Origin of the sequence: Burkholderia sp. FL-7-2-10-S1-D7 (assembly GCF_001524185.1) — a bacterium.
GTDB classification, from domain to species: Bacteria; Pseudomonadota; Gammaproteobacteria; order Burkholderiales; family Burkholderiaceae; genus Burkholderia; species Burkholderia diffusa.
Genome location: NZ_LOWY01000027.1, coordinates 1 through 18,338 on the forward strand (window position 1 = coordinate 1; position 18,338 = coordinate 18,338).

15 protein-coding genes and 2 pseudogenes are annotated in these 18,338 nt (G+C 70.5%); 5 read left to right on the forward strand and 12 right to left on the reverse strand.

The window, feature by feature from the left end; all coding sequences use genetic code 11:
• The 3 genes and pseudogenes from WS75_RS34515 to WS75_RS12190 form a co-directional block, all read right to left on the reverse strand.
• Positions 1–149, reverse strand: a pseudogene (locus WS75_RS34515) (glyoxalase); the annotation flags it as partial.
• Positions 150–202: 53 nt separating this feature from the next.
• A pseudogene (locus WS75_RS34090) lies at positions 203–361 on the reverse strand (DoxX family protein); the annotation flags it as partial.
• Positions 362–491: 130 nt separating this feature from the next.
• On the reverse strand, positions 492–659 hold the full coding sequence (locus WS75_RS12190) for a DUF1427 family protein (protein ID WP_059467730.1): 168 nt from the start codon (positions 657–659) through the stop codon (positions 492–494).
• Positions 660–772: 113 nt separating this feature from the next.
• Here WS75_RS12190 and WS75_RS12195 point away from each other — a divergent pair, with 113 nt between their 5' ends.
• Positions 773–1,696 (forward strand): LysR family transcriptional regulator, encoded by a 924-nt coding sequence (locus WS75_RS12195; protein ID WP_059680698.1) that lies wholly within the window; start codon positions 773–775, stop codon positions 1,694–1,696.
• Positions 1,697–1,714: 18 nt separating this feature from the next.
• Here the strand turns inward: WS75_RS12195 and WS75_RS12200 are convergent, their stop codons facing one another.
• Positions 1,715–2,401 (reverse strand): hydrolase, encoded by a 687-nt coding sequence (locus WS75_RS12200; RefSeq protein ID WP_059680724.1) that lies wholly within the window; start codon positions 2,399–2,401, stop codon positions 1,715–1,717.
• Positions 2,402–2,685: 284 nt separating this feature from the next.
• Between WS75_RS12200 and WS75_RS12205 the strand changes: the two genes are divergently transcribed.
• From WS75_RS12205 to WS75_RS12220, 4 genes are read left to right on the forward strand one after another with little or no spacing between them, the layout of a single operon-like run.
• Positions 2,686–2,946: a DUF1427 family protein gene (locus tag WS75_RS12205; protein WP_059523312.1), complete on the forward strand. Its 261-nt coding sequence runs from the start codon at positions 2,686–2,688 to the stop codon at positions 2,944–2,946.
• A 10-nt stretch (positions 2,947–2,956) separates the two neighbouring features.
• A complete protein-coding gene (locus WS75_RS12210; protein ID WP_059680699.1) occupies positions 2,957–4,537 on the forward strand; it encodes a Na+/H+ antiporter in 1,581 nt (526 codons plus the stop codon).
• A gap of 52 nt (positions 4,538–4,589) precedes the next feature.
• The gene (locus WS75_RS12215; protein WP_059680700.1) at positions 4,590–4,982 is read left to right on the forward strand and encodes an OsmC family protein; all 393 of its coding nucleotides are present in this window, start codon (positions 4,590–4,592) and stop codon (positions 4,980–4,982) included.
• Positions 4,983–5,006: 24 nt separating this feature from the next.
• A complete protein-coding gene (locus WS75_RS12220) occupies positions 5,007–5,891 on the forward strand; it encodes a pirin family protein (RefSeq protein WP_059606463.1) in 885 nt (294 codons plus the stop codon).
• A gap of 60 nt (positions 5,892–5,951) precedes the next feature.
• On the opposite strand, the gene WS75_RS12225 is transcribed toward WS75_RS12220, so the two are convergent.
• From WS75_RS12225 to bcsZ, 8 genes are read right to left on the reverse strand one after another with little or no spacing between them, the layout of a single operon-like run.
• Positions 5,952–6,146, reverse strand: coding sequence for a hypothetical protein (locus WS75_RS12225; RefSeq protein WP_059680701.1), 195 nt, complete (start codon positions 6,144–6,146; stop codon positions 5,952–5,954).
• On the reverse strand, positions 6,128–7,681 hold the full coding sequence (bcsG, locus tag WS75_RS12230) for a cellulose biosynthesis protein BcsG (RefSeq protein ID WP_059680702.1): 1,554 nt from the start codon (positions 7,679–7,681) through the stop codon (positions 6,128–6,130). Before bcsG ends, WS75_RS12225 begins: the two co-directional genes overlap by 19 nt.
• A 27-nt stretch (positions 7,682–7,708) precedes the next feature.
• Complete coding sequence (bcsA, locus tag WS75_RS12235) at positions 7,709–10,246, reverse strand: UDP-forming cellulose synthase catalytic subunit (protein WP_059680725.1); 2,538 nt, start codon at positions 10,244–10,246, stop codon at positions 7,709–7,711.
• Positions 10,243–11,031: a cellulose biosynthesis protein BcsQ gene (gene bcsQ / locus WS75_RS12240; RefSeq protein WP_059680703.1), complete on the reverse strand. Its 789-nt coding sequence runs from the start codon at positions 11,029–11,031 to the stop codon at positions 10,243–10,245. Before bcsQ ends, bcsA begins: the two co-directional genes overlap by 4 nt.
• Positions 11,028–11,237: a hypothetical protein gene (locus tag WS75_RS12245; protein ID WP_059606456.1), complete on the reverse strand. Its 210-nt coding sequence runs from the start codon at positions 11,235–11,237 to the stop codon at positions 11,028–11,030. The genes bcsQ and WS75_RS12245 overlap by 4 nt, the downstream gene beginning before the upstream one ends.
• The gene (gene bcsE, locus WS75_RS12250; RefSeq protein WP_059680704.1) at positions 11,234–13,189 is read right to left on the reverse strand and encodes a cellulose biosynthesis protein BcsE; all 1,956 of its coding nucleotides are present in this window, start codon (positions 13,187–13,189) and stop codon (positions 11,234–11,236) included. The genes WS75_RS12245 and bcsE overlap by 4 nt, the downstream gene beginning before the upstream one ends.
• Before the next feature lie 9 nt (positions 13,190–13,198).
• Positions 13,199–17,131, reverse strand: a complete 3,933-nt coding sequence (locus WS75_RS12255; RefSeq protein ID WP_059680705.1) for a cellulose synthase subunit BcsC-related outer membrane protein — start codon at positions 17,129–17,131, stop codon at positions 13,199–13,201.
• Entirely contained in the window at positions 17,116–18,336 is a 1,221-nt protein-coding gene (gene bcsZ / locus WS75_RS12260) for a cellulose synthase complex periplasmic endoglucanase BcsZ (RefSeq protein WP_059680706.1), read from the reverse strand. Before bcsZ ends, WS75_RS12255 begins: the two co-directional genes overlap by 16 nt.
• Positions 18,337–18,338 lie beyond the last annotated feature (2 nt).

The window sequence follows — 18,338 nt, forward strand, 5'->3', positions numbered from 1 at the left end:
ACGCACACGTGCGTCGTATCGTACTGCGGACCGACGGCAACCGTGGGCGCGACGGCGGGCGGCACCGGCGGTTTCGCGAACGCGGCAGGCGCGGCGACGAGGCCGCTGGCAACCGCAAGCGCCAGCAACGCGGAACGAAGGATTTTCATGACGGGTGTCCTTGTTGTTTCATCAAATGGTGCAGCGGCTCGAGCGATCCCGGTCACCCGAGGCCGTCGCCGGCCGGTTGCCGAGCATCGTCGAGCAGGGTCGCGAGCACGAGTGCCGCGATCAGCCCAAGATGCTCGAAAAAGCTGTTGAGCGCCATGAAATGTTCGGCGCCCGAGCGGTTCCAGAAATCGTTCGCCACGACCATCGCGACGAAGCGGCCCGCGGTGATCGCCACTGCGGTCGCAGACGGGTTTGCGCGGTCGAGCGTCGAGAACCTTCCGTCGTGAAGGATCAGATCCGGTTGGGACTCGGTTGCGCTCATCAATATGTCCTCGATGCAATCAGAAACCGAGCCAGTGACGGACCGGTGCGACGGCCGCCACGCCGATCAGCATGCCGGCCAGCCCGACCAGCGCGATCAACGGCGGTGCGGGCGAGCGCACCTTGATCACGCTGTACACGACGCCGACCAGCACGCCCGCGCCCAATGAAGCCAGATACGATTCCATGCGCCCTTCCCGACTGAATTAGAATGTGCCGCATTGCCGCCCGGACGCCGTGCGACGGCGGCACGAACCGTTGCCGCCCCGTCCGCTTCACTTCGCCGCCACGCTCTCCAGCCATGCAACATCTTCCCGATCTCGAAGCCTGGGCCATCTTCGCGCGCGTCGCCGAGACCGGTTCGTTCGCCAAGGCCGCCGACCTGCTCGGCATCTCGCAACCGACGGTGTCGAAAGCGATCGCACGCCTCGAAAAGCGCCTCGGCGCGATGCTGCTGTACCGCACGTCGCGCAAGCTGTCGCTCACACCGACCGGCGAACTGCTGCGCGATCGCGCGATCCGGCTGCTCGCCGACGCCGAGCTGATCGAGGGCGAGGCATCCGCGCACGCGCTCGAACCGCACGGCCTCGTGCGCGTGAACGCGCCGATGTCGTTCGGGCTGCGCCACCTGGCGCCGGTACTGCCCGCGTTTCTCGAACGCTACCCGCGCGTCGACATCGACCTCGTGCTGACCGACCACTTCGTCGACATCGTGTCGGGCGGTTTCGACGTCGCGATCCGGATCGCCGAGCTGAACGATTCCTCGCTGCGGGCGCGTCGTCTCTGCGCGGTGCGTCGGCCGCTCGTCGCATCGCCTGCGTATCTCGACCGGCATGGCCGGCCGACCCATCCGAGCGAACTCGACCAGCACGTGTGCCTGACCTACACGAACATCCCGACGCCCGACTACTGGCGCTTTCGCCACGCCGCGTCGAACGACGAAATCGGCATACCCGTGCGCGGCCGCATCCGCACCAACAACGCCGACGTCATAGTCCCCGCGCTGCTTGCAGGCCACGGTCTCGCGCTGCAGCCGACGTTCCTGGTGTGGGATGCGCTGCAAAGCGGCGAGATCGAGGAAGTCATGCACGACTGGAAAATCGCCGACATCAACGTCAATCTCGTCACGCCACCCGGCATGCTGCGTGCCGCGCGCGTAACGGCACTGCTCGACTTCCTCGTCGAACATCTGTCGCACGCGCCGTGGGCACTGCCGCCCGTCTGAACGGGCGGCCCGCGCCCGTTACTTCGCCGGCACGGCCGGGATCGACTCGTGCGGCGTCGCGGTGCGCGGCGCGGCCTTGTGGACCATCGTGTACGCGTAGTCGACGCCCATGCCGTACGCACCCGAATGCTCCTTCGCGATCGCCATCACGGCGTCATACGTCTCGCGGCGTGCCCAGTCGCGCTGCCACTCGAGCGCGACCTGCTGCCAGGTGACGGGCACGACACCGGCCTGGATCATCCGCTGCATCGCGAAGTCGTGCGCGTCCTTCGACGTGCCGCCCGACGCGTCGGCCACCATATAGATCTCGTAGTCGCCTTCGAGCATCGCGCAGAGCGCGAACGTCGTATTGCAGACTTCCGTCCAAAGGCCCGAGACGACCACCTTCTTGCGACCATTCTCGGCCAGCGCATCGCGCACCTTCTGGTCGTCCCACGAGTTCATCGACGTGCGTTCGAGCGTCTTCTGGTTCGGGAACACGTCGAGCAGTTCGGGATAGGTGTAACCCGAGAAGCTGTCGCTTTCGACGGTCGTGATCGTGGTCGGGATGTTGAACGCCTTCGCGGCCTTGGCGAGCCCGACGACGTTGTTCTTCAACGTCTGGCGATCGATCGACTGCACGCCGAATGCCATCTGCGGCTGCTGGTCGATGAAGATCAACTGGCTGTTCTGGGGGGTGAGGACTTCAAGCTTCGGGTTGCGCATGGCGCGAATCATCCTTTGAACAGGAATCGTGGGAGGCTTGCCTCGATCGGAAACCGAGAGGAGCCGGCTGTGCGTTACCCCGGATCTGCGTCTTCCGGTTGCAGGCATTTAATCGGAAAAGCCGCGGCTCAAACACCCAAGAAATGGAATCGATCGAATTCCGAAAGAAGGGGCTCATCAAGGGCTATCCGCCCTTTTGTTCCACACGTAAACCCGATACGCTTCCAGCACGTTGAAGGCGCGCCCTTCGCCCCCCGATCAGCCTATCACGAGCGATTTTCATCATGAAACCGTATTTTCTGTCGCTGTTCGCAGGCATCCTCGCCGGTGTCATCTACGGCGCGCTCGGCGTGAATTCTCCGGCGCCGCCGATCATCGCGCTCCTCGGCCTGCTCGGCATGCTGGCCGGCGAGCAGATCCTGCCGCTCGCGCGCCGGATGCTGTCCGGCTACCGGCTGAATACCGCGTGGCGCGATGCGCAATGCAGCCAGCACATGTTCGGCACGCTGCCGGGCGGCGCCGCGAACGACCGTAAACCGTCGTGATGCAAGGCTCATGACCAACGTCGAACTGTTTCATTACCTGCTGCTGTTGATCTGCGGTGCGGGCGCGCTCACGTGGCTCGCGGAGCGGATCTCGATTCCACCTGCCGTCGTGCTGCTGCTCGGCGGCTGCGTGGTGGCCGTCGCCGGCAAGCGCGTGCCCGACATGGACCCGGCGCTGCTGCTTGCGGCCGTGTTGCCGCCGCTGCTGATGTCGAGCGGCTTCTATACGGCATGGAAGGAATTCCGGCACGAGCTCGGATCGATCGCGTCGCTCGCGCTCGGTGCGGTGGCGTTCACGACGGTTGCGGTCGCGCTCGCCGTGCATGCGGTCAATCCGGCGCTGCCGTGGGCCGCGTGTTTCACGCTCGGCGCGATCGTGTCGCCGCCCGACGCGGTCGCCGCGAAGGCGATCCTGCAGCGCCATCCGCTGCCCGCCCGGCTCGTCGCGGTGCTCGAAGGCGAAAGCCTCGTCAACGATGCGTCGGGCCTGCTGCTGTATCAGATGGCCGTGTCGGCCGCGCTCGCCGTCACCATCACGACCGCGAGCGCCACCGGCCTGTTTTTCTCGCTCACGCTGATCGGCATCGCGGTCGGTCTCGCATGCGGTCATGCGATGTGCTGGGTGTTGCAGCGCCTGCGCGAGCCGATGCTCGGCATCGTCGTGACCTTCGCGATAGCGTGGGGCAGCTACGGGATCGCGGAAGCCGTGCACGGCTCGGGGGTGCTGTCGGTCGTGACCTGCGGCCTCGTGCTCGGCGTGCGCCAGCATCGCGTGTTCGACGCCGACATGCGGATCAAGGCGAAGGCGACCTGGGAAGCGATCGTCTTCGTGCTCGACGCGCTCGTGTTCATCCTGATCGGCCTCGCGCTGCACGCGATCCTCGCGCGCGTGAACCACGAAGGCGCGGTGCTGATGGCCGGCCTGCGCGTCGCGCTGCCGGCGACGGCCGCCGCGATCGCCGCGCGCGTCGTGTGGGTGTTCGTCGCGATGTGGCTGCCGGGCCGCCTGCGCGCGCCGCGCGCGGGCCACGCGCCGTGGTCGTGGCGCGAAGCCGTCGTGCTCGGCTGGTCCGGCATGCGCGGGGTCGTGAGCCTCGCGGCCGCGATCGCGCTGCCGAACGACTTCCCCGGGCGCGACCTGATCCTGTTCAGCACGTTCCTGCTGATCATCGCGACGCTGGTGGTGCAAGGCGGCACGCTCGCGCCGCTGATCCGCGTGCTGAAGCTGCGCCCGGCCGCGCGGCACACGATGTCCGAGCATGCGGCGCGCGCGTACACGTTCGGCGCGGCGCTCGCCGAACTCGATGCTCGCGAACAGCGCGGCCCGGGCCTCGAACGTGCATCGCTCGACCGGCTGCTGACCGAATACCGCAGCCGCGTCGCGTTCAACGAGCACGCGCACCGCGACGGCGCGCAACCGGCGGACGTACGCGCGCGGATGCTGCGCGTCGAGCTCGAGCTGGTCGGCGTGTCGCGCGACGCGCTGCTCGACCTGCATCGCGACGGCCGGGTCGACGACGCGGTGCTGCACCGCATAGAATCCGAGCTGGATTTCGAGGAACTGCGACTGCAGCGCCTGCTCGAACCGTGACGCCCGGCCATGCCTGGCCGGCCCGTCTCCCCTTTCCCCACATGGAATTGCAATGAGCGAACTATCCGTCGAAGCGAGCATCGGCTCCGTCGATTACCTGGTCCATTTCACCGACGGCGTGCATCAGTGGCGCGCCGACGAACCGGCGTCGCTCGGCGGCGGCGACACCGCACCGACACCCGTCGCGCTGCTGCTGTCGAGCCTCGGCGCCTGCACCGCGATCACCCTGAAGATGTACGCGCAACGCAAGGGCTGGCCGCTCGCCGAAGTCCACGTGAAGCTCGCGCACGAAGCGGGCAGCGCGGGCAGCACGATCATGCGCCGCATCACGCTCGACGGCGACCTGACCGACGAGCAGCGCGAGCGCCTGCTGCAGATCGCGAACGCGTGCCCGGTGCACAAGATCCTCACGCACCCGATCACGATCGATACGGCCATCGCCTGACTCACCGAAACCGGGAGACCCACCATGTCCGCATCGATCAAGACCCTGCTCACGCCGCGCGAGAGCGACATCGGCAACCTCGTCGTGCGGCGCGTGCTGCCCGCGCGCGCCGCGCGCCTCGTCGGTCCGTTCATCTTCTTCGACGAAATGGGGCCGGCCGTGCTGCCGGCCGGCAGCGGGATCGACGTGTTGCCGCATCCGCACATCGGCCTCGCGACCGTCACCTACCTGTTCGACGGCACGCTGATGCATCACGACAGCCTCGGCTTCCGGCAAAAGATCGTGCCCGGCGACGTGAACTGGATGACGGCCGGGCGCGGCATCGTCCACTCGGAGCGCTCGCCCGACGAGGACCGCCCGCATGAACAGCCCGTGCACGGGATCCAGACCTGGGTCGCGCTGCCGGTCGAGCACGAGGACACGGCGCCCGCGTTCGTGCATCACGCGGCCGACACGCTGCCGTCGTTCACGCGCGACGGCGCGAGCGTGCGCGTGATCGCGGGCACTGCATTCGGGCTCACGTCGCCCGTCGCCGTGTTCTCGCCGACGCTGTATGCGTATGCGGAATTCGCCGCGGGCGGGCAACTCGCGCTCGATGCCGAACACGACGAGCGCGGCGTGTATCTCGTCGACGGCGACCTCACGATCGACGGCACGCCGCTCGCAGCTGCGACGATGGCCGTGCTCGAACCCGGCGCGAACGTCGCGCTCGCCAGCGGGAACGGCGCGCGCGTCATGCTGCTCGGCGGTGCGCACCTGCCGGGCGAGCGGTTCATCGAATGGAACTTCGTGTCGAGCGAGCGCGCGAAAATCGAGGCGGCCCGCAACGCGTGGGCCGAGCAGACCTTCGGCAAGGTGCCCGGTGAGGAAAACGAGTGGACGCGCCAGCCGGCGCGCCGCGCGCAGTAGGCCGGCAGCAGTCGGCTCATCGATGCGACGCGGCCGGCTTTCACGCCGGCCGCGTCGCGTTTACCGCTTCAATCCCATCAGCTTCGCCAGCACCGGCCAGCGGTCGAGCGATTCGACGATCGCGCGCCGCGCCTGCTCGTCGACGTAGCGTGCCGGGTCCAGCGCGGGCAAGTGCCGCGCGAGGCCGAGCACGTCGTTCGGTTGCGACAGGCGATCGTCGTCGCCTTCGCCGATGTTTACTGTTCGTCGATCCATACGCCGTCCGGAGTCTTGACCGCATAGCCGGCGCTCGTCTGTATCGTCACCGTGCCTTCGTTCTCGCCGACCATCCGCGTGCGCGGCAGGTCGGCAGCATATTGTGCGAGCGTCGCGCCCGGCTTGAACGGGCTGTTCGACACGAGGTTCGACAGCAGCTGCGCGAGCGCGAGAAAGCTCGTCGGCTGGTCGATCACGGTCGTCGTGCCGTGATTCCCGGCGAATCCGACGAGCCGCACGCCGACCGGCCCGTGAACGATGCGCGGCGTCGGAATCTCGCGCAGGCCCGCGACCTGGTTCTTGTCGCCTCGCAGCGCGGCACCGTGCTCGGGCACGAACACGATCACCGCGCGCCGGCCCGATTGCGCGATCAGGTCGGCGAGCCGGTCGAAGTCGTTCATCAGCTTGGTCGCGCGCTGCGGATACGAATCGATGCTGGTCAGCGCGCTACCCGCCACGCGGTTGCCGTCGTGCAGGCTGATCGTGTTGTAGTACAGCGCGACCGGGCCCGGCACCGACGCGCGCTGCGCATACCAGTTCGCGAGCGTGCCGTAATCGTCCTTGATCGGCGAACCGTCGAACGCATGCATCGCGACCGGGGCGGCGGCGTTCGAGATCATCGGCGCGTCGGGCACGCCGATATTATCGTGAATGACCTGCAGGAAGTTGTCGAAGTGGCCGTCGTGGTTCAGCAGCGACTGCACCGTGTAGCCGGCGGACGCGAGCTGCGAGAACAGATAGCACTGCTGGGGGGCGGCCTTGTAGAGGTCCGCATGCGCTTCCTGCCCGCAGCTTGCGCGCAGCACGCGGATCGCGGCCGGCCCGCTGTAGCTCGCCGCCGTGCTGAAGTTGTTGAACAGGTAGTCGAAGTGACTCAGCATCGGGTGGTTGCGCACCTTCGCGGCGTCGAGGTCGTCCCACGACAGCGAGCAGACATGCAGCACGATCACGTCGAACTGCGCGGCCGAGTCGTTGCCGAGATGACCGAACGCGACCTGGCGCTGAGATTCCTGCGCGCGGAACGTCGCGAGCGCCGCATTGTGATCCTCGGGCTGGCCGGCGCGCCCGCCCGTCGCGTCGGCCTGCTGCGGAAGCGGCGCGACGACGCGCGCCATCAGCCCGTTGCCGGCCTGCCACAGCGGCATCACGATCAGCGCGGCCAGCACGAAGGTCGCGACACGCACCCAGCGGTTGACGACGAAATAGACGATCAGCACGCCCGCGACCGTCAGCACCAGCACCGGCGGCAACAGGCGCGGCAGCAGCTCCACCCAGTAGTCGAGGCGGAACGTGGCGACCTCGCGCGCGGCTTCGGCGAGGCGTGCGAGCGGCGGCGCATGCATTTCGCGCGCGAGAAGCGGCACCGCGATCGCGATCGCGACGAGCTGTCGCACGATGCGCCATGCGCGCCGCCGGATCGGCGCGCTCGCCGCGAGCGCCAGCGCGAACGCGAGGTTCGCGAGCCACAGCGGCTGCAGGTGGCCGGTCGCGAACAGCGCGAACTTCAGGATGAAATACAGATTCCAGAACGTCATCTAAACCACTCCGTGATGGGCGCCGCGTCAGTCGCGCGCCCGATCGAGCTTCGGCGCCAGCATCGACTGCACGCCGCGCGCCGCGCCTTTCCACATTCGTACGTAACCGTCCAGGCCCACGCGCAGCACTTCCTTCAGCCCGCGCAGCGGCGTGTCCGTGCGCGCGCCCGCGTGCCAGTCGAGCCACGCGTCCGCGCGGCCGAACGTGCACTGCACGAGCTGGCGCTCCTGCTCGAGCGTCAGCGCCTCGAAGCTCACGCCGACATGCGTCGGCGTCACACGGCTCACGCGCACCGGGAACGGGAACGGCCGGTCGCCACGCGTCACGCACACCGTCAGCGTGTCGCCGACCGCGAGCGGCAGCCCCGGCACCGCTTCGAGGCCGAGCCCGCCGGTCGAGTAGTCGCTGGTGAAACACGCGGCCGTCGACCCGTCGGCGAGCAGCAGCGTCGCCGGCACACGCATCGCGATCCGGTGGGTGACGCGCACCTGCTTGGTCTCGCGCGCGACGGCCAGCGCGGCGCCGAGCATCGCGAGGTTGTAGACGGTCCAGCCGAGCGTGATCAGGATCGTCGACGCCTCGTCGCCCTGGTCGGCCACGAGCCGCCACACGCCGGCCACGATCGCGAGCACGTTCAGCGCGAACAGCACGAGGTACGGCTTCGACGTCGACCAGTCGACGTAGCCTTCGTCGATCTTGCCGCCCTTGTCGGTCACGTTGAACTTGCCGTGCTTCGGGCTGAAGAACGCGACGGTGGTCGGCAGCGCGATGTACCACGCGAGCACGGATTCGTAGACTTCGGCCCAGAACGAGTGGCGATAGCGCCCCTGCATCCGCGAGTTGGCGACGTTCGCGAGCACCAGGTACGGGATCACGTAGCTCGCGAGCGCGATCGACGACGCATTGATGAAGTACAGGTGGAAGAACAGGTATGCGAGCGGGATCGTCAGGAACACGAGGCGCGGGATCCCGTAGAAGAAATGCAGCATCGCATTGCCGTAGCAGATCCGCTGGATGAAGCCGAGCCCGCGCCCGAGGAACGGATTGTCGATGCGGAAGATCTGCGCCATCCCGCGCGCCCAGCGCGTGCGCTGCTTCACGTGGCCCGCGAGGCTCTCGGTCGCGAGGCCGGCCGCCTGCACGGTCGGCAAGTATGCCGACGTGTAGCCGCGGCGATGCAGCTTGAGCGCGGTGTGCGCGTCCTCGGTCACGGTCTCGACCGCGACGCCGCCCACCTCCTCCAGCGCGCTGCGCTTGAGCACCGCGCACGATCCGCAGAAGAACGTCGCGTTCCACAGGTCGTTGCCCGACTGCACGAGCCCGTAGAACAGGTTGCCCTCGTTCGGGATCTCGCGGAACGTGCCGAGGTTGCGCTCGAACGGATCGGGCGAGAAGAAATGGTGCGGCGTCTGCACCAGCGCGCACTTCGAATCGCGCAGGAACACGCCCATCGTGGTCTGCAGGAACGAGCGCGTCGGCACGTGATCGCAGTCGAAGATCGCGATGTATTCGCCGTGCGTCTTCGGCAGCGCGCGGTTGATGTTGCCGGCCTTCGCGTGGCGATTGTCGTCGCGCGTCAGGTAGCCGATTCCCGCTTCCCGCGCGAACGCCTCGAACTCGGGGCGGCGGCCGTCGTCGAGCAGGTACACGCGCAGCTTGGCCGTCGGCCAGTCGATGCTCTGCGACGCGAACACGGTCGGCTTCACGACCGACAGCGGCTCATTGTAGGTCGGGATATAGATGTCGACGCTCGGCCAGCTGTCGGGATCGTCGGGCAACGGCACGATCGGCCGGTCGAGCGGCCATGCGGTCTGTATGAAGCCGAGCAGCAGGATCATCCACGTGTAGGCTTCGGCACCGTACAACAGGTAGCCGGCGAATGCCTCGACGGGGCTGCGGAAATCGAGCGTCTGGGTCGTGCGCCACCATATATAGCGGACCGTGGCGAGCAGCGCGAGCGACGCGAGCGCGAGGGTCGGCAGATGGCCCGGCAGGCGGCGCAGCGCCAGCGCCAGCACCGCGACGATCACGAAAAACGCGAACTGCGCGCCGGGCATCAGCGGCGACATCCCGGCCGCGGCCCACATCAGCGCACCGGCAATCAGCAGCAGCGGCGCAAGCCAGCGGTGCTGGCCGACGCCGTGCGCGCGCGCGTCGAGCCAGCCGCCCCAGCGCGCCCACGGCAGGCGCCCGAGGAGCGCGTCGAGGCGGGCGACGAGCGCGCGCGCCGCGACGTAGACCGGCACGACGAACGTGTCGAACCATGCGAGCGGATCGCGCGCGGGCCGCTCGTCGGCCGCGCGCGGAGCGCGCACGATCGCGCGCCACAGCCATTCGCGCGGGCTCAGCGGCTGCAGCACGCCCCACTCCTGCGCGAGCCGCAGGAAGACGACGCGCGCCCAGCGGCGCACGGGATCGGCCCGGCCGGGCGGCGGCGCATGGAAGAACAGCCGCACGAGCCAGTCGAGCAGCGTGCGCTGGGCCGGCAGCCCGATCCCGCGCGCGCACCAGTCGATCGCACGACGGGTCGCGGCGCGCCAGCGCGACGCGAACGCGGCCTTCATCGCCGCGCTCCCGTGCGGCCGGCCGCGGCGGCCGCGAGCCACGTGTCGACCCAGTTCGCGACGCCGTTCAGGTCGTGCGACGCCTGCGAATACGGCGCGTCGTCGAAGATCCAGGTGCCGCGCGCAAGCGTCTCGGGCACGGCTGCATCGACGTGAATCCGCTGTTCGAGCATCGACGCGGGCCCCGCGACCGCGCGCAGCATCGCGAGCGCATCGCGCTGCATGTCGCGCGCCGGGTTCAGCCGGTTCACGACGATCTGCAGGTCGCCGCCGCCGGCCCGCAACGCGCCGAGGCGCGCGGCGACCGTCGCGCACGCGGCCGGTTCGGGCGGCACGACGACGAGCGTCAGGTCGGCACGGCGAATCGCCTGCTCGGCCTGCGGCGACGGATAGCGCGCGGTGTCGATCAGCACGACACCGTCGGCCGGCAGCGCGATCTCGTCGAGCGCGCGCGACAGCCAGGCCGGATCGGCCGCGAGCCGTGCATCGCAGGCGGCGGCGCCCGCCGCGTCGACCTGCCCGTACGGCACGAACAGCACGCCATCGGCATTGCGCCACGTATGCGCGTGCCACGGCTCGGCGTCGCCAGCGTCACCGAGCAGGCTGTGCGCGAGCCCGTGCTCGGCCAGCGTATCGAGACCGAGCGTCGCGCCCATCAGGTTCTGCGCGTCGAACTCGACCGCGACGACGGGCCGGCCGCGGCGCGCGAGCAGCACCGCGAGCGCGCCCGCGAGCGTCGTGCGGCCCGCGCCGCCGGTCGTCGACGTGACGGCGATCGTCTTCATGGCGCGGCCTCGTCGGTACGGCCGGCTTCGGGCAACAGGCGCCCGCGCAGCGCGACCGGCACGAGTTCGCACGGCACCGCGTCGCGCCGGTGCAGCCCGCGCGGCGCATGAAAGCCGCGGCCGAGGCCCAGGTGCTGCGCGATGATCCACACCGGCACCGCGATCGCGATGCCGACAACGAATCCGATGACGAGTTCGGCGATCATGCGCCCTCCGGCTTGCGCAGCGGCATCGCACTGCGGGTGGCGCCGCGCGTGCGCGCGACGGGAAATTCGGCGGACCGTGCCCGCGCATCGGCGGCCGGCGTCGCGTCGTCGGCGTGCGGCGGCGCCTCGGCATGCTCGTCGACCGTCCCGGTCGCTGCGACTTCGGCGTCCGGTTCAGCGGGCGTCGCGACATCCCCCGCGCGTTCGACCGGCGCGCGCGCCGCACCGGCCGGCTTCACCGTCGCGAACAGGTCGCTGTAGTCGGCGATCGGCGCGCGCCGGTTCTCCGTCTTCAGCGCATCGAGCTCGGTGTCGATGCTGCCCTGCCCGAGACACACGACGCGATCGGACAGCGTATCGACCGGCACGTCGAAGATTCGTGCAAGCGCGTCATCGGCATCGGCCGGCTCGCACGCGAACAGGAACACGTACAGGTGTCCGGCATCGGCGGTCACGACATCGCCCGCGCGGCGCGGCCGACAGTGCCGCAGCGCATCGACGTGCGACACGCCGGGCAGCAGCGCGATCTTCGCGAGCGTATGCGGCAACGCGAGCACGGCGCCGCGATCGAGCACCGCGCGAATCCGCAGGCAGAAGGCGCCGACCGGCAGGTAGCCCAGCACCGAATCGCCGAGCGCGGCCGCGAGCGCCGCACGATAGTCGGCCGCGACGGGCCGCGCATAGAGCTGCCCGCGCAGCGCGTTCACGGCCGCGTGCATCCGCGACACCGGCAGGTCGCGCGCGACCACGCGGTTCGCGCCGACGCTCAGCACGAGCATCTCGAACTGCTGGCGCAGCACCTCGCCGCGTTCGACGACGGCGATCTTCAATGCGCCGCCGGATTGCCGCCGCAGCGTGTGAACGGCCGCGCACAGCGCCTCGAGCTGCGCGTGCGTGCGGAACGCCAGAACCGCGGTTGCAGCCTGCGCATGCGCACAGGCGGCGACGACCGCCGCGTTGTCGTCGACGATTTCCCAGCCGGCGGGTACGCGACTCGTTTCGTCGAGCACCGCGCGGCTGACGACGACGCGATCCTCGTCGGTCGCGAGCTTCATCTGACGCGACGGCTCGGCGGCGCCGCCGTCGACGATCGCCGCGAGCCGACCGCTCGGCGCGAAACGCAGCGGCCGCACTTCACCGGCCGCGAGCGTGTCGCCAACACGCCAGAAATCGACGACCCACAGCAGCTCGCCATGCGTGCGCTGCAGCTGCGAGACGCCCGAGCACACCCCGTGAAAGCCGCTGCGCGGCGCGCGATTCGCATCGCGCACGAGCGGCGGATCGTCGGTATCCGGGTCGGCGCCGGTGCGCACGATCTCCGGATCGACCAGCAGCACCAGCGCGATCCGGTGCGTGCGGCACCAGTCGGCGAGCGCGTGTGCCTCTTCCGCGAGCGCCGCCGGATCGTCCCAGCTGAACCAGCGCTGCGCGCCTTCGATGAAATACAGCGAGCGCGCACGAAAGCCGTAGCGCTTCATCGCGCGCAAGCCGCCGGTAAGCCGTGCGAACGGACCGGGCGCCGCACGGCGCGGCGCACCCGGTTCGCGCGCGGCATCGCCGCCGGCCGGCTCATGCGCGGGCGGCATCGCCAGCACGTTCAGGTTACGCGGCCAGCCGGCCGGCTGCGCGCCGCCCGCGAAACCGCGCGACTTCATCTGCGCGGCAACGCGCGCCGCGTCGCGCGACAGCACGACCGTCACGTCGCGCGTGCGCGACTGCCGCACGCTTTCCCACACCAGCGCGTCGCACGCCGGCGTGCCGGCAGCGGCATAGATCGTGTACAGGCCGCCCGCTTCCAGCTGCGTCCATGTATCGGGCAGCCCGTCGATCGCGAGCCGGCTCAGCGGGCCGGTGCGGCCGCCGGGCCGCCCGATGCGCAGCAGCGCGCGCAGGCGGCCCAGCAGGCCGGCGGCGCCGAGCGCGGGACGGGTTGCATCGATTTCCGTATTCACGCGCTCCCCCTAGTAATCCGAATAAAGCCGCACCGGCGTCGGCGTGACGAGCCAGCTGCGCTCCGCGCGTGCGTCGAACGCATAGCGCAGGTACACGAGCGCCGAACTTGGCGCATAGTCGTGCGACCGGTCGACGTGCAGTTGCGCGCCGACGCTCAGGTGCGGATTCACGCGATATTCGACGATGCCGTTCACGCCGTACGAGAACGACACGCCGCGTGTCGAACCGCCCGCGTAGACGAGCCCCGCCGCCTCCTGCGCGGCGCGCTGGTTCGCGAAGGTCGGGTAGAACAGCGAGTCCTTTTCGTAGCTGTTCGAGATCCCGGCCGTGACGGTCAGGTCCCACGACAGCGCGTCGCGCCGCCCTGCCCATTCGATCGGCACGCCGAGCGACAGGTAGCGCTGCGGGCTGTAATAGCCGCCCTGTCCGTACGTGTAGTAGCGCAGGTTCTGCGCGTAGTGCCACGCGTTGCCGACGAGCCCGGTGCTGACTTTCATCGTCGCACGTTCGTAGACGGGCACCGTAAAGCCCGAGCGCAGCGTGACTTCCGCGTTGCGCTCGACGTTTTTGCCGGACAGCACGCCCGCGCCGAGTTCGGCGAACAGGTTCACGCGGCCGACGTCGACCGCCCCGCGCAGGTTCACGCCGTCGCGGCGCACGCCGCCCCATACCGCGCCGGTCCACGGATCGCGCATCCCCGCGTACGACAGCACGCTGCTCGTTTCCGGCCGGCGCGACGCGTTCACGGTGAAGCTCGCCGGGCCCGCGTCGAAGCGATAGCGGACGCCGCCGACCAGGTAATGCACCGGGAATCCGAGCGGCGACGTGCCGAGATCGAAGCGCCACGCGTCCGTGAGATAGCCGGCGCCGAGCGCGACGCCCGTCATCGACTGATGCAACGCACCCGGCGGGTTCGCGATCAATACATCGGCCGGCTGGGTCAGGTGGAACGGCGGCGGCAGCCCGTTCAGCGCCTTGAGCGCCGCGTAGGTCCCGAAGGTCTTCAGCGAATACGCGTTCGGGTCGCTCGTATCGAGTGTGCCGGCGTCCAGATGCACGGTGTCGAGCTGCAGGAACGCATGCCCGTCGTAACGCACCGGCATCTGCATGTAGATCGGCACCTGCTGCGCGCGGTACGCGGAAATCCCCTCGTCGCCCGACTTGTACGCGGGCAGCCAGCCCATCTCGATCTCGGGATCGCGCCGCTGTGCGAGATCCGCGAACGCGGCCTGCGCGGGCGTGCGGCCATCGCGGCCCGGGCTCACGCCGCTCGTGCGCTCCTGCGACAGCGACAGCCGGTACAGCGATGCGGCATCGTCGTAGCGACCCTGCGCCTCGGCCACGCGCCCCGCCGCGACCGTCACATCGGCACGCGCCGGGTAAGCTGCCTGCAGCGGGTCGATCACCTGCGCGGCTTCGTCCGGGCGGCGCAGCGCGTTCAGGCGGCGCACGACCGACAGCCGCGTGTCGACGTCGTCGTCCGGCGTGCGCCCGAGCACGGCCTGCACGCGTGCGAGCGCGGCCGCGCGGTGGCCGCTGTCCTCGTCGATGCGCGCGAGCGCGAGCTGCATATCGGCATCGTCCGGCGTGCGCGCGACGACCGGCGCAAGCGCGTCGCGTGCCGCGTCGTAATGGCCCTGCGCGCGTTCGAGGTCGGCCAGTTCAAGTGCGTAGCGCTTGTCCGCGCGTCCGGCCGGACTCGCCTGATCGAGCAGCGTGCGGGCGCGCGCATAGTCCCGTTGCGCGATCGCGTCGTCCGTCCGCCGCAGCACGAGGCGCAGCGACTGGTCCTCGATCCGCGCGGTCTGTGCCGGCGTCAGCGCCGGCTCGCGGCGCAGCGCGTCGAGCCACGCGGCGAGCGCGTCGTCGCGCCCCGCGCTGCCGAGCAGGTCGCCGTAGCGCAGCCGCACGTCGGGATCGGCCTCGTGCGGATGCGCGGCGATCCAGTCGCGCAGCGGCGCGAGGCCGCGCTCGGGTTCGCCCGCGTCGATCCACTGCGCGCCGACCGCGGCCAGCATGTCGGGATCGTCCGGCGCGCTCGCCTGCGCATGGGCGAGCGACGCGGCGAAGGCCGCACGATCGCCACGGCCGAGCGCGCCGCGCGCGCCGGCCAGCGCACTTTCCGCGTCGAGCTTGCGCGCGAGCGCACGCATGCCGTCCGAGCGTTGCGCGTCGTCGACGCCCGCAAGCGCGGCCTGCGCGCCCGCGATGTCGTCGAGCGAGTTGCGATAAAGCGCGGTCGCATAGCGCATCTCGGGCGTGTCGCTTTGCGCGAGCCCGTCGTCCATCACCGTGCGGCCGAGCTGCGGCAGCCCCATGTCGCGATACAACCGGGCGAGCGCGAAACGCGTCCACGGCGCATCGGGCGCAGCGCGCACCGCCGCTTCGTAGCGTTGCGCGGCTGGCCCGCGTTCGCCCTTGTCCGCAAGCGCGCGGGCGTCGCTCGCGAGCAGGTCGGCGCGCAAACCGTCGAGCGCGCGGCGGTCGTCGCGGCCCGTCACGCGGCTCTGCAGCGCGTCGAGCAGCGGGCCGATTCGATCCGCGCGGCCGGTGTTCTCGTACAGCGTCGCCGTGCCGCGCACCGCCGACAGATTCGGCGAACGTGCGGCGAGCAACTCGCGCAGCAACGGCTCCGCTCGCGCCCAGTCGCGCTGCGCGAGCAGCGCATCGGCAAGCTGCAGCTTCGCGTCCGGGCTGTCGGGCTGCATCGCGAGCGCGGCGCGCGCCGCGCGCTCGGCATCCTGCGGCCGTCCGGCCGACGCCGCCGCGCGCCCCTGGGCGATCAGCCCCCAGAACTGCGCGGTGCGTGCGAGGCTCTGCCACTTGCCGCGCTGGTCGGTCGACAGCGCCGCGGCGCGCGTAAACAGCGCGCGCGCTTCGTCGTGCCGGCCTTCGCGCAGACGCAGCAGGCCGAGCCCGCCGACCGCATCGGCGTCGCCCGCACGCGCCTGCGCGGCGCGCGCGAGCAGCGGATCGGCGCCGGCCAGGTCGCCGCGCGCGAGCGCCTGCAAGCCACGCTGTTGCGCGATGTAGCCCGGATCGCGCTCAAGCAGCCGCTGCGCGTCGCGCTGCCGGTCGAGTGCGGCGACGCGATCGCGGAATTCGGTGTCGTCCGGCACGAGCGCGAGATATGCCTGCAATGCGTCGAGATAGGCGGGATCGGTGCCGGCGGACTGCAGCACGCGCCGCCACACGGCCATCGCTTCCGTATGATCTGCGTCGCCCCGCTTCGCGAGCGACCACGCGATACGGTTGGCCTCCGCACGCGTGTCGTCGCGCTGGTTCAGGAGCCGCGCGAGCGCCAGCGCCGCGCTCGAATCCTGTGGGTCGGCCGCGACCGCGCGGCGCAGCGCGGCGATCGCCGGTTCGCGGCCGCCCGGCGCGTTCGCGACGATCTGGTAGTACTCGGCGCCCAGCGCACCGGACGGCGCACCGTTCGGAAACAGCGCGACGATCCGCCGGGCCGCCTCGTCGGCGCGGCCGCTGCGCGCGAGCAGGCGGATCTGCGCCATCTCGCCGCGGCCGCTCGTCGCGACGCGGTATTCGTCGGCCGCGCGGCGTGTGTCGGGCGCCGCGGGCGCGCGCGCCTGCAAGCGTGCCAGCGTGGCCTGCGCACCTTGCGCGTCGCCGAGCCGCAGCAGCACGCGCACCTGTTCCGCGAGCAGTTCGGGATCGTCCGGCGCGATCAGGAGCCCCTTGCGCAGTGCGTCGCACGCGAGGTCGTCGCGATGCTTGGCGCCCCACATGCGGGCGGTCGCGAGCTGAAGCCGTGCATCGGACGAAGCGGACGCAGCGGCCGAAGCCGGCGCCGACGCGGCTTTCGGCGCGACGGGTTTCGTCGCCGCGACGGCAACGGCGGCCGGCACCCCCGCAGAGACCAACGACGCGAGCCACGCAAGCCCCGCGACACGCCGCGCGGTGTACTTCATCGGCCTGCGCATGACCGGCCCTCCCAGCGCGCATCGAGCGACCCGTCCGCGCCGAACCGGTAGCGGCCATCGCGCCACCCGAGGCCGAACAGCGTCAGCACGCTCGTGTAGTAGCCGGGCGCCGACTGGCGCGCGAGCGCGTCGACACGGGCCACTTGGGCATCGGCGAGCGCATGCTGGCCGCGCGCGTCGAGGAACGGCACGGCCGCCGCCGAGAAGCCGCCATTGCCGTCGTTCGGCCCCGCGACGCCGGTTGTCGTGTCGACCTTCTCCGGCGGCGCGCCATGCGCGGCGATGTGATCGGCGAACGGCGCGAAGCGCGCGAGCAGCGGTGCCGCGAGCGGATCGGCGCGATCGAGCATGCCGGCCCACAAATACACGCGAATCGCGTTGTAGGCGCTTTCCGCATGGGTCTGCGGATCGGGCGCGAAGCCGGCACCGGCGCGATACAACGCCCAGTCCGGCGCAAAGCCCTTCGGCGCGGTATCGAGCAGCACGCGGCCGGTGCTGGCCGCGAGTGCGGACCAGCGGCGATCGTCCGGCAGGCGCGCGGCGAGCCCGCGGATCACCTGCGGCGGCGAATAGCTCGGGTTCACGCGCCATTGACCGTCGGCCAGCCTGAAGCCGGTCGGCCCGGGCAACAGCGTGAGGCCGAGGCCCGGCACGCTGGCCGTCTCGTCGTCGAGCACGCGCTTCGCGAGCAGCGCGCCGCGCGCGGTGTAGCTGCGCTCGTGCCACAGCCGTCCGGCTTCGACGAGCGTGTACGCGATCCACAGGTCGGCATCCGACGCCGCGTTCGCGTCGAGCACGCGCCACGCGCCGTCCGGCGCGCGGCCCCACAGCCACGCCGGCAGACGGGCGCTCAGGTCGCCCTGTGCAAGGTTGTTCTCGGTCCATGCGAGGATCGTGTCGAACGTGTGCCGGTCGTTCGCGACGAGCGCGAAGAACAGTCCATACGCCTGCCCCTCCGATACCGTGCGCGAATCCGCCGAGCCGACGTCGATCACCCGGCCGTCGGCCGACACGAAATCGCGCTTGAACGCGTCCCAGCGCGGCCACGCCGCGCCGCACCGCACGTCGGCCGCGCCGCCTTGCGCGGCCGGCGCGCGCCCGGCGGCGCCGGTCGCCGCGCACGCTGCCGCGACGGCCAGCACGAGCGTCGTGCCGACCCGCCGCGCCGGCTGCGTTGCCCGTCGCCTTGCGAATGCCCACGCCATCC